The organism is Burkholderia sp. WSM2230 (genome assembly GCF_000472445.1).
GTDB lineage: Bacteria > Pseudomonadota > Gammaproteobacteria > Burkholderiales > Burkholderiaceae > Paraburkholderia.
In genome coordinates this window covers 69,426-85,252 of the sequence record NZ_AXAJ01000018.1, presented here as the reverse complement: position 1 = coordinate 85,252, position 15,827 = coordinate 69,426, and the positions used below count along the sequence as shown (strand labels likewise).

The 15,827-nt window shown below is 64.5% G+C and carries 12 protein-coding genes; 9 read left to right on the top strand and 3 right to left on the bottom strand.

Annotated elements, in window-relative coordinates; all coding sequences use genetic code 11:
- Positions 1 to 2 precede the first annotated feature (2 nt).
- The 5 genes from A3AC_RS0125875 (at position 3) to A3AC_RS0125855 (ending at position 5,003) form a co-directional block, all read left to right on the top strand.
- A complete protein-coding gene (locus A3AC_RS0125875) occupies positions 3 to 1,304 on the top strand; it encodes an ATP-binding protein (protein ID WP_025602343.1) in 1,302 nt (433 codons plus the stop codon).
- 152 nt (positions 1,305 to 1,456) lie between these two features.
- Positions 1,457 to 2,965, top strand: a complete 1,509-nt coding sequence (locus A3AC_RS0125870) for a DegQ family serine endoprotease (protein ID WP_025602342.1) — start codon at positions 1,457 to 1,459, stop codon at positions 2,963 to 2,965.
- A gap of 255 nt (positions 2,966 to 3,220) precedes the next feature.
- The gene (locus A3AC_RS0125865) at positions 3,221 to 3,718 is read left to right on the top strand and encodes a hypothetical protein (RefSeq protein WP_025602341.1); all 498 of its coding nucleotides are present in this window, start codon (positions 3,221 to 3,223) and stop codon (positions 3,716 to 3,718) included.
- Between the two features lie 126 nt (positions 3,719 to 3,844).
- Complete coding sequence (locus tag A3AC_RS0125860; RefSeq protein ID WP_025602340.1) at positions 3,845 to 4,237, top strand: DUF427 domain-containing protein; 393 nt, start codon at positions 3,845 to 3,847, stop codon at positions 4,235 to 4,237.
- 31 nt (positions 4,238 to 4,268) lie between these two features.
- Positions 4,269 to 5,003 (top strand): CoxG family protein, encoded by a 735-nt coding sequence (locus tag A3AC_RS0125855; RefSeq protein WP_025602339.1) that lies wholly within the window; start codon positions 4,269 to 4,271, stop codon positions 5,001 to 5,003.
- Positions 5,004 to 5,335: 332 nt separating this feature from the next.
- Here A3AC_RS0125855 and A3AC_RS0125850 read toward each other — a convergent pair whose 3' ends face one another.
- A complete protein-coding gene (locus tag A3AC_RS0125850; RefSeq protein ID WP_035475879.1) occupies positions 5,336 to 6,319 on the bottom strand; it encodes a helix-turn-helix domain-containing protein in 984 nt (327 codons plus the stop codon).
- Positions 6,320 to 6,526: 207 nt separating this feature from the next.
- On the opposite strand from A3AC_RS0125850, the gene A3AC_RS0125845 reads away from it, so the two are divergent.
- Positions 6,527 to 7,153, top strand: coding sequence for a cysteine hydrolase family protein (locus A3AC_RS0125845; protein ID WP_025602337.1), 627 nt, complete (start codon positions 6,527 to 6,529; stop codon positions 7,151 to 7,153).
- 58 nt (positions 7,154 to 7,211) lie between these two features.
- Here the strand turns inward: A3AC_RS0125845 and A3AC_RS0125840 are convergent, their stop codons facing one another.
- Positions 7,212 to 7,844, bottom strand: a complete 633-nt coding sequence (locus tag A3AC_RS0125840) for a TetR family transcriptional regulator (RefSeq protein WP_025602336.1) — start codon at positions 7,842 to 7,844, stop codon at positions 7,212 to 7,214.
- A 427-nt stretch (positions 7,845 to 8,271) separates the two neighbouring features.
- Here A3AC_RS0125840 and A3AC_RS0125835 point away from each other — a divergent pair, with 427 nt between their 5' ends.
- The 3 genes from A3AC_RS0125835 to A3AC_RS0125825 are packed head-to-tail and all read left to right on the top strand — an operon-like array spanning position 8,272 to position 14,248.
- Complete coding sequence (locus tag A3AC_RS0125835) at positions 8,272 to 9,504, top strand: efflux RND transporter periplasmic adaptor subunit (protein ID WP_025602335.1); 1,233 nt, start codon at positions 8,272 to 8,274, stop codon at positions 9,502 to 9,504.
- 18 nt (positions 9,505 to 9,522) lie between these two features.
- Entirely contained in the window at positions 9,523 to 12,717 is a 3,195-nt protein-coding gene (locus A3AC_RS0125830; RefSeq protein ID WP_025602334.1) for an efflux RND transporter permease subunit, read from the top strand.
- Position 12,718: 1 nt separating this feature from the next.
- Positions 12,719 to 14,248 carry an efflux transporter outer membrane subunit gene (locus A3AC_RS0125825; RefSeq protein ID WP_025602333.1) on the top strand — a complete coding sequence of 510 codons (1,530 nt, stop codon included), beginning with the start codon at positions 12,719 to 12,721 and terminating at the stop codon, positions 14,246 to 14,248.
- A 160-nt stretch (positions 14,249 to 14,408) separates the two neighbouring features.
- Here the strand turns inward: A3AC_RS0125825 and A3AC_RS0125820 are convergent, their stop codons facing one another.
- Entirely contained in the window at positions 14,409 to 15,818 is a 1,410-nt protein-coding gene (locus A3AC_RS0125820) for a nucleobase:cation symporter-2 family protein (RefSeq protein ID WP_025602332.1), read from the bottom strand.
- Between the last annotated feature and the right edge of the window lie 9 nt (positions 15,819 to 15,827).

The following is a 15,827-nucleotide window of genomic DNA, read 5'->3' as shown; positions in this document are numbered from 1 at the left end:
CGATGCGATCTATCCGCCGTCAATTGCTGGTGTGGCTGCTCGCGCTCGTGCTGCTCGGCGTCGGCATTGCGGGCTGGCTGATCTATCGCCAGGCGCTTGCCGAAGCCAACGAACTGTTCGATTACCAACTGGAGCAGATCGCAGCGGCGCTGCCGGCCGAACCGTTCTCGCAGGTGCTGGGTTCGCGCGATACCGGCGACGAGGGCATCGTGCTGCAAATCTGGAACCGCAACGGCGTGCTCATGTACTACTCGCGTCCGCGCGCGCCGCTTGCGCCGCGCGCCGAACTCGGGTTCTCGACCGAACACACGGAACGCGGCGACTGGCGCGTGTATGGCGCGATTGTCGGCGATAACGTCGTGCAACTGGCGCAGCCGATTTCGGTGCGCAACCGGCTCGCCGCCGACGTCGCGTTGCGCACGTTGTGGCCATTGATCGTGCTGCTGCCGGTGCTCGGGCTCGCGGTGTGGGTGATCATCGGACGCGGGCTGCGTCCTCTGCGGCGGGTGACGAGCGCGCTCGACACACGGCATCCCGAGGCGCTCGATCCATTGCCCGATCAGCGCCTGCCGCTCGAGGTGCAGCCGCTCGTGCGTGCACTGAACGGACTGCTGCAGCGGCTCGCGACTGCACTAGACATCCAGAAGGCTTTTGTCGCCGATGCCGCGCATGAACTGCGTACGCCGCTCGCGGCCGTGCAGATTCAGGCGCAGCTGGTCGGGCGCGCGAAAGACGACGCCGCGCGTGGCGAAGCGCTTGCCGATCTGCAAGCCGGCGTGACCCGAGCCACGCGCCTCGCCGAACAACTGCTCGCGCTCGCGCGCTCCGAGCCCGACGGCCTTGCCGTGACCGATGCCGTCGACCTGCGCGCGCTGCTCTCGGACTGCGTGCTCGCCTATGCGCCGCTCGCGGAAAATCGCGGCGTCGATCTAGGCATCGAGGCGAGCGAGGCGGCTACCGTGATTGGCGATCCGGAGTCGTTGCGCGTGATGTTCAACAATCTCGTGGACAACGCAACCAAGTACACGCCGCGCGGCGGACGCGTCGACGTGAGCCTGCATGTGGAGGACGGGCATCCGGTCGCGCGGATCGCCGACAGCGGACCGGGCATCGAGCCCGCCGAGCGCGAGCGCGTGTTCGACCGCTTCTATCGCGCGGGCGCAGGCGAGAACCGGGTGCGGACGGACGTTGCCGGAAGCGGGTTGGGGCTGGCGATCGTGCGGCGCATCGCAACACAACATCACGCGGCGGTGTCGCTCGACGAATCACCCGCGGGTGGGCTCCAGGTCACCGTGCGTTTCTGAGCGCGAAGTTTTCAACTTGCTTTCGACGGAAAAGCCCTTCAAACAAGGGCTAAACGCATCGATACAGGATCTGTCGCTGCTTAAGACTCTTTTAAGCGATGCCGCTTACGCTTCCTGACATCCGAGATTCTTTCTCCAGTCAGGAGCACACAATGAACGCGAAAACCTTGTCCCGCAGCGCTGTCGCAGCCGCTGTCGCCGTAGCGCTTTCCGCCGGCTATGTGGCGGGCCATCGCGACGTGCCCGCGCCGCAGGTCATCACGCCGGCGCAAGCCGCAATGATGCCCGCCGAAGCCGCCGCCAAAACCGGCATTCCCGATTTCTCCGGCCTCGTCGAAACCTATGGGCCGGCGGTCGTCAACATCAGCGCAAAGCATGTCGTGAAGCGCACGGCGCTGCGCGGCAATGGTGGCATGGGCGGCAATCAGTTGCCGATCGACCCTAGCGATCCGTTCTACCAGTTCTACAAGCACTTCTTCGGCAATATGCCCGGCATGCAAGGCGGCGACGGCGGCGATGTGCCCGATCAACCGAGCGCGAGCCTCGGCTCAGGCTTTATCGTCAGCAGCGACGGTTATATCCTGACCAACGCGCACGTGGTGGACGGCGCGAACGTCGTGACCGTGAAGCTCACCGACAAGCGCGAATTCAAGGCCAAGGTGGTCGGCGCCGACAAGCAGTCCGACGTGGCCGTGCTCAAGATCGACGCGAGCAATCTGCCCATCGTGAAGATCGGCGATCCGCGTCAGAGCAAGGTCGGGCAGTGGGTTGTCGCGATCGGTTCGCCTTACGGCTTCGACAATACGGTGACCTCCGGCATTATCAGCGCGAAGTCGCGTTCGCTGCCGAACGAAAACTACACGCCGTTCATTCAGACCGACGTGCCGGTGAATCCGGGCAACTCGGGCGGGCCGCTCTTCAATCTGCAAGGCGAAGTGATCGGCATCAATTCGATGATCTACTCGCAGACCGGCGGCTTCCAGGGACTTTCGTTCGCAATCCCGATCAATGAGGCGATCAAGGTCAAGGACGAGATCGTCAAGACCGGTCACGTGAGCCGCGGGCGGCTCGGCGTCGCGGTGCAGGGCATGAACCAGACGCTCGCGAACTCGTTCGGCATGCAAACGCCGCGAGGCGCGCTCGTCAGCTCCGTCGATCCGGGCGGCCCGGCCGCGAAGGCGGGCCTGCAGCCGGGCGACGTGATTCTCTCGGTGAACGGCGAGCCGGTGACGGATTCTTCGGCGCTGCCCTCGCAGATCGCAGGCCTCGCGCCGGGCAGCACGGCAACGGTGCAAGTGTGGCGCGACAAGGGCACGAAGGATCTGAAGGTGACGATCGGCTCGTTGTCGGACAGCAAGCTTGCCTCCGACAAGGCCGACCAGCCGACGCAACTGCAAGGCCGTCTCGGCGTGGCCGTGCGTCCGCTCACGCCGGAAGAAAAGAGCAGCGCGTCGATCTCGCACGGCCTGCTCGTGCAGCAGTCGGGCGGCGCCGCGGAAAGCGCGGGCATTCAGCCGGGCGACGTCATCCTCGCGGTCAACGGCCGGCCGGTTACGAGCGTCGATCAGTTGAAGCAGATGGTCGCGGGCGCGGGCAACAGCATCGCGTTGCTGATCCAGCGCGACAACTCGCAGATTTTCGTGCCGGTGGATCTCGGCTGATCCCCGCGCCGGGACGAATTCCGGTTCTAAACATCGGATGAAGTAATGCTTGCCGGTCTGTTTGCACTTACTGCAGACAGACCGGCATTTTTCTTTACGGACGGGCACCGCAAGACGGGCGTCTTGCGGCAGGTGGCGTGCCTCGCAGACGTTGGCCGGCCCGGCTGGCGGCAGCGTGGCACGCAGGTTGCGTCCATCCTGAATCCCGTCGTATCAACGAGCGCCGGGCGAAGGATGTCAATAAGGAGCGAACCGATGAAAAACCAACGCACTCAGCGAAAGATCGTAGCCGCCGCGGCCAGCGTGGCGCTCACTCTCGGTCTGGTGGGCGGCGCGTACGCGCAGCAGGCGAGCGAAGTCACCGGCGGCACCACCACCGACCAGACGAGCGCAGGCAACGTCAACGGTGGAGGTCTGCCGCAAATCCAGCAGCAAGGCGACGTCTCGTTCGTCTCGGGCGGCGTCGGTCTCGACGAATCCAAGGCGCTGCAACAGGCGCAAAGCCAGTGGCCGCTGTCGCTGCGCTTCACAGGACCGGGCTCGGACTATCTCGCCGATGTCCACGTGCGGATCGTCGATGCCCATAACGGCGAGGTGTTGAACACCGCGTCGCGCGGACCGTACATGCTCGTGAAGCTGCGGCCGGGCCGCTACACGGTGCATGCGTCGTACAAGGACCGCGATCAGTCGAAGGCGCTGACGGTGCCGGCGAAGGGCTCGGCCAAAGCGGCGTTCTACTGGAACACCCAGTAAACCCGTAGCCGGCCGCGCATCGGCAAGGAGGCCGCGCAATCGCCGGAACTTTGGCCGATAATGAAGCCACGGGCCTGTCCCGTGGCTTTGCTGTTTGCACGACCGCACACTTTACGGAGCCGAGACATGGACGATGCCTTGACACCTCACGCAAGCCCCGCGAAAGCCGCCGGCGGGCACGCCATGGCGATCAGCGGCAACGATCACCGCGTGCGGGTAATCCATGGCGGCGTAACGATGGCCGACACGCACGCGGCGCTGACGCTCAGCGAAACCGGTCTGCCCGACGTGTTCTACTTTCCGCGCGAAGACGTGAACATGGCGCGGCTGGAACGCTCGACCCACACCACGCACTGCCCGTTCAAAGGTGACGCGTCGTACTTCCACCTGCGTACCGAAGATGGCCTGATCGAAAACGCGGTGTGGAGTTACGAGACGCCGTTCGAGCAGGCGGCGAGAATCAAAGGGTATCTCGCGTTTTACTCATCGCGCGTCGACCGCATCGATCAGACGTCCTGATCCGGTGTCGCGTGTTCATCGGGAGGCTGGGATGGAACTGAACGACGCGTTACGGATTCCACTTGCGCCGTCCGATGTCTGGGACGCGTTGCAGGACCTCGCGCTCCTGCGCGCCAGCCTCGATAACTGCGAGTCGTTCACGCGCCTTTCGCACGGCGAATACGCGCTCACCATGACGGTTCCGCTGGGGCCGTTGCGCGCACGTTATGAAGCGCGCGCGCATGTCGCCGGCCAGGATTCGGGCCCGGCCGATGCCGAGCGCCGCACCATCAACTTCAAGGCGCGCGCCGAGGGTGTCGGCTCGCTGCGCGGACAGATCGAAGTGCGCCTGCGCGCGGAAGACGGCGCAGCGCGCGGCGCAGAGCGCAGCACGCGGATCGACTACACGCTATGGGCGACGTCGTCTGGACCGCTCGCGCAGTTGTCCCCGCGTCAGCTTGAAAACGCGCTTCGCCAACTCGCCGACGATTTCTTCGCCGAGTTCAGCGCCGTCGTACGCGCGAAGCATGGGCAGGGTCCGAATCGCGCGCGAGGATCGGCGGCGCGCCGTCAGCACGTGTTCCTGCGGCCCATCACGCTGGGCGGCATTGCGCGGCGCACGCGCGCCGAACACGGCGGCTCGCTCGGCGGACGGGCGGCGAGCGTGTCGCATGGCGTCTCGCACCCCGAGCCAACCCCGCATGCGGTGCCGAACTGGGCATGGGCGGCGATGATTTTTCTGGTCGCGCTATTGTTGTATGTGGCGCGCTGGATCAGCGAGCGTTGAAGGGACGCTGGGCGCGCGTGTGATCGTGGGACGGGCGGGTGATGTTCTAGGGTGCTGGGCGTGGGCGCTTGCGATGGAGTGTGTCGGCGGCGCATGAGGCGGATCATCGTGGCGGCGCTTGGCGCGGAGTATCGCGCCCGCGTGTGAAGAGGCGTCTCGCCCCCCGCACCTGAGGATGAGTGTCGCGCCCGCGCGACTACGAAATCGCGGTGGCCCACTACGAAAGCGCGTTGCTTCCGCTTAGCGCGTTGGCGCTGTCCTCACGCCGCTTGCACCTCCAGTACCAGTAACCGCAACGACGCCCGACGAGCCGCCATCTTCACCATACCGCATCACACACCGCGAAAGTCCCTGCGCCACGCGGAGGGGGACGTGCGAAACGCGTCCGCGAAATGCTGGCGCAACGAAGCCGCCGACCCGAACCCGGCAATGCCCGCAATCGCCTCCACCGACTCGTCCGTACTCTCCAGCAACTGCTGCGCGCGCTCGAGCCGCTGCGCGAGCACCCACGCACCGACAGTCGTGCCGGTCGCGAGCCGGAAACGTCGCGTGAAAGTGCGGCGGCTCATCAGCGCGCGCGCCGCGAGGCTGTCCAGCGTGTGCGGGGCGCCGAGGTTGCCGCGCACCCAGTCGAGCAGTCCCGCCAGCCGGTCTTCGCGGACGTTTGGAGGCACCGGCTGCTGAATGTACTGCGCCTGCCCGCCTTGCCGGTGCGGCGACACCACCAGCCGGCGCGCGACGAAGTTCGCCACCTCGGCGCCGCACATCTTGCGCAGCACGTGCAGGCAGCAGTCGAGACCCGCGGCCGTGCCCGCCGATGTCAGCACGTTGCCGTCGTCGACATAAAGCACGTCGCGGTCGAGCCTGACGAGCGGGTAGCGGCGCGCGAAGTCGTCGGCCCACGCCCAGTGCGTCGAGGCCGGACGGTCATCGAGAATGCCGGCCGCGGCCAGCACGAATGCGCCGAGGCATAGGCCGACGAGTTGCGCGCCGCGTGCGTGGGCCGCGCGCAGCGCGTCGAGCAAGGCGGCGGGCGGAGGCTCGTCGGGATCGCGCCAGCTCGGCACGATGATCGTCTGCGCCTGCTCGAGCGCTTCAAGGCCATGTGTGACGGCAATCGAGAAGCCCGCGGTGGTCGTGAGCGGGCCTTTTTCGGCCGCGCAGACGCGAAAGTCGAAATGCGGCACGCCGCCACCGCTGCGGTCTTCGCCGAAAACCACGCACGGCACGGAGAGGTGGAAGGGACTGATGCGGTCGAACGCTATCACCGCGACGACGTGCGAGCCGGGGGGCCGTTTTGCAGCGGAAACAGCCATGAGTGTCACCTCACGAAACGGCGGTGGGCTGGCGAACATTAATGGCCCGATTCTAGCGAATGTTGTCAAACGGGCCGCTGTTATCGATGGCGGCCGGGAGGAACAATGCGTCGTTGCCGCTCCTGCCTGGCCGCTTCGAAGCTTGTCTTCAGAACGCGCAAGCTACGGCGGCGCGCGATCTCAATAACCTTTCACAGGAGTCTTGCCATGACCACCCCGCGCCGTGCGCTGCTCGTCATCGACGTGCAGAACGAATATGTGAGCGGCGATCTGCCGATCGAATTTCCGGAGGTCCAGGGCTCGCTTGCCAACATTGGCCGTGCGATGGATGCGGCGCGCGCCGCGGGCGTGCCGGTCGTTGTCGTGCAGAACTTTGCGCCTGCCGGCTCGCCGCTCTTCGCTCGCGGCAGCGAGGGCGCCGAGCTGCACCCGGTGGTCGCTTCGCGCGAGCGCGATCACTACGTGGAAAAGTCGCTGCCGAGCGCCTTCACCGGCACCGACCTCGCCGACTGGCTCGCCACGCGCAACATCGACACGCTGACCGTGGTCGGCTACATGACGCACAACTGCGATGCGTCGACGATCAATCATGCGGTCCACGCCGGGCTTGCCGTCGAGTTCCTGCACGATGCGACCGGCTCCGTGCCCTATGAAAACAGCGCGGGATTTGCGAGCGCCGAGGACATTCACCGGGTGTTTTGCGTGGTGCTGCAATCGCGCTTCGCGGCAGTGGCAAGCACCGGCGAATGGCTCGCCGCGCTTCAAAGCGGCGCGCCGCTCGAGTGCGGCAACATCTATGCGTCGAATCAGAAAGCGCGCAGCAGGAATAGGTAAAGCACACGGCGACGGTTGCGGCTCACGAGCCGCAACCAGAGGCCTGCCCGATGCTCGCTCACTTGCGCAGCATCGGGCTCAGCTTCAGCGCGTCGAACATGCCTTGGACCATGCGCTCGCCGAGCGCCGCGAAATCCGTTGCATCGGGCAGGAACAGCATGTCGCGCAGCGACCCGCCGACAAACGCATGCACCATGGCCGCGGCGAGCCTGGTATCGAGATCCGCCGGCAACTGTCCCTTCGAGATCGCATTGCGCAAGGCGGCTTCAATCTTGGTCAGCGCTTCGCGCATGTTGGTCTGATAGCGCACGAGCACCGGTCCCATTTCCTCCACCAACTCGCACTTCAGAAACAGGATGTCGAACACGCGTCGGCGGCGCGGATTGTTCAAGGTGTCGCGCACGCACACCGTGCAGACTTCCATCAGACGCCCCAGCGGATCGGGCTCGTTGGGGTCCAGCGAGGCGGCCTTGAGCTCGTCGAGCGGCAGCAGCACGCGGTCGAACATTTCGGTAAAGAGATCGCTTTTGTGGGCGAAATGCCAATAAATGGCGCCGCGCGTGACGCCGGCCGCCTGCGCGATGTCCGCGAGCGACGTGCGCGATACGCCTTTTTCAAAAAACACTCTTTCTGCCGCGTCGAGAATGCTGTTGCGCGTCTCCAGCGCCTCTTCCTTGGTTCTTCGGACCATATTGGTATGACCTGCCCTGATTGTGGGGTTTTCCCGAGCACTTTTAAGTACGCCAGATGACAATCCGGTTGCCGCGACGTGTTTCGTGGAGACTTTCTTGCTGGCCTTGGGCCGCGAGAGAAGTAACGTACTTTTACATTCATTCGTGAATGTATATATAATAGCACCCCACGATCGGATAGCCCAAGCCGTGACGACCGGTTAATATCCGTCACTGTTGCCTTTCACAAGCTTTTCGCGCCGTGCCCGAACGGGCGGCGCCGTGCGGCATTTCCCGGTTTGGCGCATTTCGCCCAAAGTGCCTCGTAATTTCGGTACGCATTCACGGGCTCCCGGTCGAGCGTCGCAAGACGCCTGTGTGCGCCGTCGTCCCCGAGGTAGGGATGCGCGCACTTTTTCATTCTCAGTCATAGACAGAGGTCGCTCCATGCGCGTCGAACGGGTTCCATTCCGCTTAATCAGTGCCGCGACGGCTGCCGTATTGCTGGCAGCGTGCGGACCAAAACAATCTGCCCCGCCGCAGCAGACGCCCGAAGTTGGCGTCGTCACCGTCCAGCCGACTACCGTACCTGTCGTCACCGAATTGCCGGGCCGCACGAGTGCCTTCCTGGTCGCGCAAGTGCGCGCGCGGGTCGACGGCATCGTGCTGCGCCGCGAGTTCACCGAAGGCGGTCAGGTCAAGGCGGGTCAGCGTCTGTACAAGATCGATCCGGCACCGTACATCGCCACGTTGAACAATGCGAAGGCCACGCTCGCGAAGGCGCAGGCGAACCTCGCGTCCACCACGGCGCAGGCCAATCGCTACAAGGTGCTGGTGGCCGCCAACGCGGTGAGCAAGCAGGACTACGACAACGCGGTGGCCGCACAAGGCCAGGCTGCCGCCGACGTCGCCGCCGGCAAGGCAGCGGTCGAGACCGCGCAGATCAACCTCGGCTATACGGACGTTACGTCGCCCGTCACCGGCCAGATCGGCGTTTCGCAAGTGACGCCGGGCGCCTATGTGCAGGCGAGCGCCGCGACCTTGCTCGCCACCGTCCAGCAACTCGATCCTGTTTATGTCGACCTGACGCAGTCGAGTCTCGACGGTCTGAAGCTGCGCCGCGAGATGCAGGAAGGGCGTCTGAAGACCAACGGCCCCGACGCCGCCAAGGTTTCGCTGATCCTCGAAGACGGCCGCACGTATTCGGAAAAAGGCAAGCTGCAGTTCACCGACGTAACCGTCGACCAGGGCACCGGCTCGGTCACGGTTCGCGCGATCTTCCAGAACAAGGACAAGGTGCTGCTGCCGGGCATGTTCGTGCGCGCGAAGATCGAAGAAGGCGTGAACGAGAACGCACTCGTCGTGCCGCAAGTCGGCATTACGCACGACCAGAAAGGGCAGCCTACCGCGCTCGTCGTCGGCGAGGACAACAAGGTTGCGTTGCGTCAGCTCGTCACCTCGGGCACCTACGGTGCGAACTGGGTGGTCGAGAGCGGCCTGAAACCCGGCGACCGCGTGATCGTGCAGGGCACCGACAAGGCGAAACCGGGCATGCAGGTCAAGGCCGTTGCCGCGCAACTTCCCGCCACGCCAGCCTCGGGCGCAGCCGCTCAAGGCGCGCCGGCCGCCAGCGGCGCTGCGCAGACGGCTCAACCTGCCTCCGCTGCATCGGGCGCGTAATAACAGGGAGCCCGCCACATGGCAAAGTTCTTCATTGATCGCCCGATTTTTGCATGGGTGATCGCCATCATCCTGATGCTCGCGGGTATCGCATCGGTATTTACATTGCCGATCGCGCAATATCCGACCATCGCGCCGCCGGCTGTGCAGATCAGCGCAACCTATCCGGGCGCTTCGGCGAAGACGGTGGAAAACACCGTCACGCAGGTGATCGAGCAGCAGATGAGTGGTCTTGACCACTTGCTGTATCTGTCGTCCACTTCGGACGACTCTGGTACGGCTACCATCACGCTGACGTTCGCGGCCGGCACCAATCCTGACATCGCGCAGGTGCAGGTGCAGAACAAGCTGCAACTCGCCACGCCGCTGTTGCCGCAAGCCGTGCAGCAGCTGGGCACCAAGGTCACGAAGTCGAGCAGCAGCTTCCTGCTGGTCATGGCCTTCGTGTCCGAAGACGGCAGCATGAGCAAGTACGACCTCGCGAACTACGTCGCGTCGAACGTGCAGGACCCGGTGAGCCGTATCGACGGGGTCGGCACGGTCACGCTGTTCGGCTCGCAGTACGCCATGCGCATCTGGCTCGACGCGAACAGGCTCACCAACTTCGGCCTCACGCCGGTGGATGTGCAGACCGCGTTGCAGGCGCAGAACGTGCAGGTCGCGGGCGGCTCGCTCGGCGGCACGCCGTCGGTGCCGGGGCAGGTGTTGCAGGCGACCATCACGGAAGCCACGCTGCTCAATACGCCGGAACAGTTCGGCAACGTGCTGTTGAAGGTGAACCCGGACGGCTCGCAGGTCCGCATCAAGGACGTCGGGCGCGTCGAGCTTGGCGGCGAGAACTACAACTTCGACACCAAGTACAACGGTCAGCCGACCGCGGGTTTCGGTATCCAGCTCGCCACCGGCGCCAACGCGCTCGCTACTGCGAAGGCGGTGCGCGCGAAGATCGACGAACTGTCGAAGTACTTCCCGCACGGCCTCGTCGTGAAGTACCCGTACGACACCACGCCGTTCGTGCGTCTGTCGATCGAGGAAGTGGTCAAGACGCTGCTCGAAGGTATCGTGCTGGTGTTCCTCGTCATGTACCTGTTCCTGCAGAACCTGCGGGCCACGCTGATCCCGACGATCGCCGTGCCGGTGGTGCTGCTGGGCACGTTCGCGATCATGAGCGTGGTGGGGTTCTCCATCAATACGCTGTCGATGTTCGGCCTCGTGCTGGCAATCGGCCTTCTGGTGGACGACGCGATCGTGGTGGTGGAAAACGTCGAGCGGGTGATGGCGGAGGAGGGCTTATCGCCTCGCGAAGCCACGCGCAAGGCGATGGACCAGATCACCGGCGCTCTCGTCGGCGTGGCGCTCGTGCTGTCGGCGGTGTTCGTGCCGGTGGCGTTCTCGGGCGGCTCGGTCGGCGCCATTTACCGGCAGTTCTCGCTGACTATCGTGGCGGCGATGGTGCTGTCCGTGCTGGTCGCGTTGATTCTGACGCCGGCCTTGTGCGCGACGATCCTCAAGCCGATTCCGCAAGGTCATCACGAAGAGAAGAAGGGCTTCTTCGGCTGGTTCAACCGCACCTTCAACAAGAGCCGCGACAAATATCACTCGGGCGTGCACCACGTGATCAAGCGCTCGGGCCGCTGGCTCATCATCTATATGGTGGTGATCGTCGCGGTCGGCCTGCTGTTCGTGCGCTTGCCGAAATCGTTCCTGCCGGATGAAGACCAGGGCACGATGTTCGTGCTCGTGCAAACGCCGTCGGGCTCGACGCAGGAAACCACGGCGCGCGCGCTCAAGGACGTGTCCGACTATCTGCTCGACAGCGAGAAGGCGATCGTCGAGTCGACCTTCACGGTGAACGGCTTCAGCTTCGCGGGCCGCGGTCAGAACGCCGGTCTCGTGTTCGTGCGGATGAAGGACTACGCGCAGCGTCAGCACGCGGACGAAAAGGTGCAGGCGCTGGTGGGCCGCCTGTTCATGCACTTCGGCAGCTATAAGGGTGCGCTGGTGTATCCGGTGAATCCGCCGTCCATTCCGGAACTCGGCACGGCCGCCGGCTTCGACTTCGAGCTGCAGGACCGCGCCGGTGTCGGCCACGCAAAGCTGATGGAAGCGCGCAACATGCTGCTCGGCATGGCCGCGAAAGACCCGACGCTGGCGCAGGTGCGTCCGAACGGCCTGAACGATACGCCGCAGTTCAAGGTGAATATCGACCACGAAAAGGCGGCTGCGCTCGGCGTGTCGCTCTCCGCGATCGACCAGACGTTCTCGATTGCATGGGCGTCGCAATACGTGAACAACTTCCTCGATACCGACGGCCGGATCAAGAAGGTCTACATGCAGGGCGATGCACCGTTCCGCATGAAGCCGGAAGACCTGAGCGCCTGGTACGTGCGAAACACGGCGGGTGGCATGGTGCCGTTCTCGTCGTTCGCAAGCGGGGAGTGGACCTACGGCTCGCCGAAACTGGAGCGCTACAACGGTATTTCCGCGGTGGAAATCCAGGGTGCGGCCGCAGCGGGCAAGTCGACGGGTCAGGCCATGTCGGCCATGGAAGCGCTCGTGGCGAAGCTGCCCGCGGGTATCGGCTACGAGTGGACGGGTCTGTCGCTGCAGGAGCGTCAATCCGGCTCGCAGGCGCCGATCCTGTACGGCATCTCGATCCTCGTCGTGTTCCTGTGTCTCGCGGCGTTGTATGAAAGCTGGTCGATCCCGTTCTCGGTGATCATGGTGGTGCCGCTCGGCGTGATCGGCGCACTGCTGGCCGCAACGCTGCGCGGGCTCGAAAACGACGTGTTCTTCCAGGTCGGTCTTCTGACCACGGTGGGCTTGTCGGCGAAGAACGCGATTCTGATCGTGGAATTCGCGCGCGAGTTGCAACAGAGCGAAGGCATGGGGCCGATCGAGGCCGCGCTGGAAGCGGCGCGTCTGCGGTTGCGCCCGATTCTGATGACGTCGCTCGCGTTCATTCTCGGCGTGATGCCGCTCGCGATCAGCAACGGCGCCGGCTCGGCGAGCCAGCACGCGATCGGTACGGGCGTCATCGGCGGCATGTTGACGGCAACGTTCCTCGCGATCTTCATGATCCCGATGTTCTTCGTCGTGATCCGCGCGAAGTTCGGCGGCGAGAAGGAAGACCCGGATGAGGCGCTTGCACACTACAACCAGCACCATCCGCATGATCCGGACAGCACTGGCTCCGGCAAGGACGGACATTGAGATGCAAAAACACTCTTTGATTGCAGTAGCGGTCGCGCTCTTCGCCGCCGGTTGCACGATGGCGCCGAAGTACGAGCGCCCCGCCGCGCCGGTGACGAGCACGTTCCCGACCGGCGGCGTGTACGAAACGCAGCCGGGCGCGACCCAGCCGGGCGGGGCCGGTGCGCGCAGCGCCAATGGCCAGGCCGCGGCCGACATCGGCTGGCGCGATTTCTTCGTCGATCCGCGCATGCAGCGGTTGATCGAAATCGCGCTGAAGAACAACCGCGATCTGCGCGTGTCGGTGCTGAACATGCAGGCGTCGCAGGCGCAGTTCCGCATCGTTCGCGCGGGTCTGTTCCCGACGCTCGACGCCGCCGCTTCGCAAAGCAAGTCGCGCACGCCGAAAGACCTGTCAATATTCGGCAATACGATTTCCAATTCGTATTCGGTCGGTCTGAATGCTTCCTGGGAAATCGACTTTTTCGGGCGCATTCAGAGTCTGAAGGACCAGGCGTTGGCGCAGTACCTGGCCACGGCTCAGGCCCGCAAGGCAGCTGAAATCGCGCTCGTTTCACAGGTCGCGAATCAGTATCTGACGGTGCTCGAACTCGACGATCTGCTGAAAGTCACGCAAGGCACGCTGAAGACGGCCGAAGAGTCGTACCGCATCACGAAGCTGCAGTTCGATAACGGCACGGGCTCCGAACTGGATCTGCGCCAGGCGCAGACCGTGGTCGAGCAAGCGGGCGCGAATCTGCAGTCTCAGGAGCGCTTGCGCGCTCAGGCTGAGAATGCGCTGGTGCTGCTGCTCGGCGAGCCGCTGCCGGCAGATCTGCCGCCGGGCCTCACGTTGAGCGACCAGAATCTCCTCACGGATATTCCGGCGGGTCTGCCGTCCGATCTGCTGACGCGCCGTCCCGACATCATGGAGGCCGAAGAGAATTTGCTCGCGGCCAACGCGAATATCGGCGCGGCGCGCGCGGCATTCTTCCCGAAGGTTTCGCTCACGGGCAGCTTCGGCACGCTGAGCCCGACGCTCGGCGGACTGTTCAAGCCGGGTTCGGCCGCGTGGAGTTTCGCGCCGTCCATCACTTTGCCGATTTTCGAGGGCGGCCAGAACAAGGCGAACCTCGATCTCGCCAACATCCAGAAGAACGCCCAGATCGCCACGTATGAAAAGGCGATTCAGACGGCCTTCCGCGAAGTGGCGGACGCGCTGGCCGCGCGCGGCACGTACGATCAGCAGATCCAGTCGCTCGAGCGCAATACGTTTGCGCAGCAGCGTCGGCTGGATCTGTCGAATCTGCGTTACACGAATGGCGTCGACAGTTACCTGTCGGTGCTGACCGCGCAGACCGATCTGTATTCGTCGCAGCAGTCGCTGATTACCGCTCGCATGGAGCGTCTGCAGAACCTGGTCACGCTGTACCAGGCGCTCGGCGGCGGCTGGATCGAGCATAGCGGCGACCAGCCGCGTCCGGCCGATGCCCCGATCGACTACGGCGCGGCGAGTGCGCCGGCGGCGGCTTCGGCTGCTACCGCGGGCTGAGCGTCGCGATAGTTCGACGCGTAGGCAACAAAAAACGCCACGGCATGCCGTGGCGTTTTTCTTTGTGGCGGCGGGTCACAGCGATAGCTGGCAGTAGCTTGAGTCGTGGTTGCGGGCGGCGTTCAGCGCTTCGCCGTCGCCCGCCTCGGAGCGACGACCCTCAGTGCAGATCCGCCGCGCGCAGCATTTCGTCGCGTTGCGGTTCCTGGCCGCCGCGTCCATCGAAATCATGGCCTGCCTTGCGGATTTCGCACTGCGCCTTCTTCTCGCTTTTGACGCCGTTGAAAATCAGATTCAGCACGACCGCAGACACGGAAGCCAGCAGGATCCCGCTGTGCAGCAGCGGCGACAAGGCGGCCGGCAGCTTCGAAAAGAAGTGCGGCGACACCACCGGCACGAGCCCCAGGCCGATGCTCACCGCGACGATGAACAGGTTGTGGTGATTTCTTACGAAGTCCACTTTGGACAGCACCTTGATGCCGTTGGCCGCGACCATGCCGAACATGACGATGCCCGCGCCGCCCAGCACAAAGGCCGGCACCGAGGCGACGACTTGCGCCATCTTCGGAAAGAGGCCGAGCAGCACGAGGATCACGCCGCCCATCGCGCAGACAAAGCGGCTCTTCACGCCCGTCACGCCGATCAGGCCGACGTTCTGCGAGAACGACGTGTGCGGAAACGAGTTGAAGATGCCGCCGATCAGCGTGCCGAGTCCGTCCACGCGCAGTCCGCGCACCAGCGTTTTCTGATCGACTGGCCGGTCGACCATATCGCCGACCGCGAGGAACATGCCCGTCGATTCAATGAACGTGACGAACATCACGGTGACCATGGTTGCAATGGAAAGCGGATCGAAGTGCGGCAGGCCAAAGTGGAATGGCATCACAATGCCGACCCACGGCGCGTGCGTGACGCCGTCCATGTCGACGCGCCCGAGCGCGAGCGCGATCACGAAGCCGGCGACAATGCCGAGCAACACCGAGATGTTGGCGAGAAAGCCTTTGGCAAACTTGTTGATGAGCAGAATCAGCATCAGCACGATCAGCGACAAGCCCAGGTAGACCGGATTGCCGTAGTCGGGATTGCCCACGCCGCCGGCGGCCCAGTTGATGCCGACGCCCATCAGCGACAAGCCGATCACCGAGATCACCACGCCGATCACGACCGGCGGAAAGAAGCGCAGCAGCTTGCCGACGGCCGGCGCGAGCAGAATGCCGATCACGCCCGCGGCGATGGTCGAGCCGAAGATGTCGAGAATGCCGAGCGACGGATTGGTGCCGATCGCGACCATCGGGCCGACCGCCGCGAACGTGCAGCCCATGATCACAGGCAGACGGATGCCGAAGATCCACAGGCCGAGCGTCTGGATCAGGGTGGCGATGCCGCAGGAGAACAGATCGGCGCTGATCAGGAACGCTATCTGGTCCTTCGGCAGTTTGAGGGCCGCGCCGACGATCAGCGGCACGGCGACGGCGCCGGCGTACATCACCAGAACGTGCTGAATGCCGAGGGTAAGCAACTGGCCTGCGGGCAGCCGCTCGTCGCACGGGTGAACCGTGTTCGATTGCATAACGTCTCT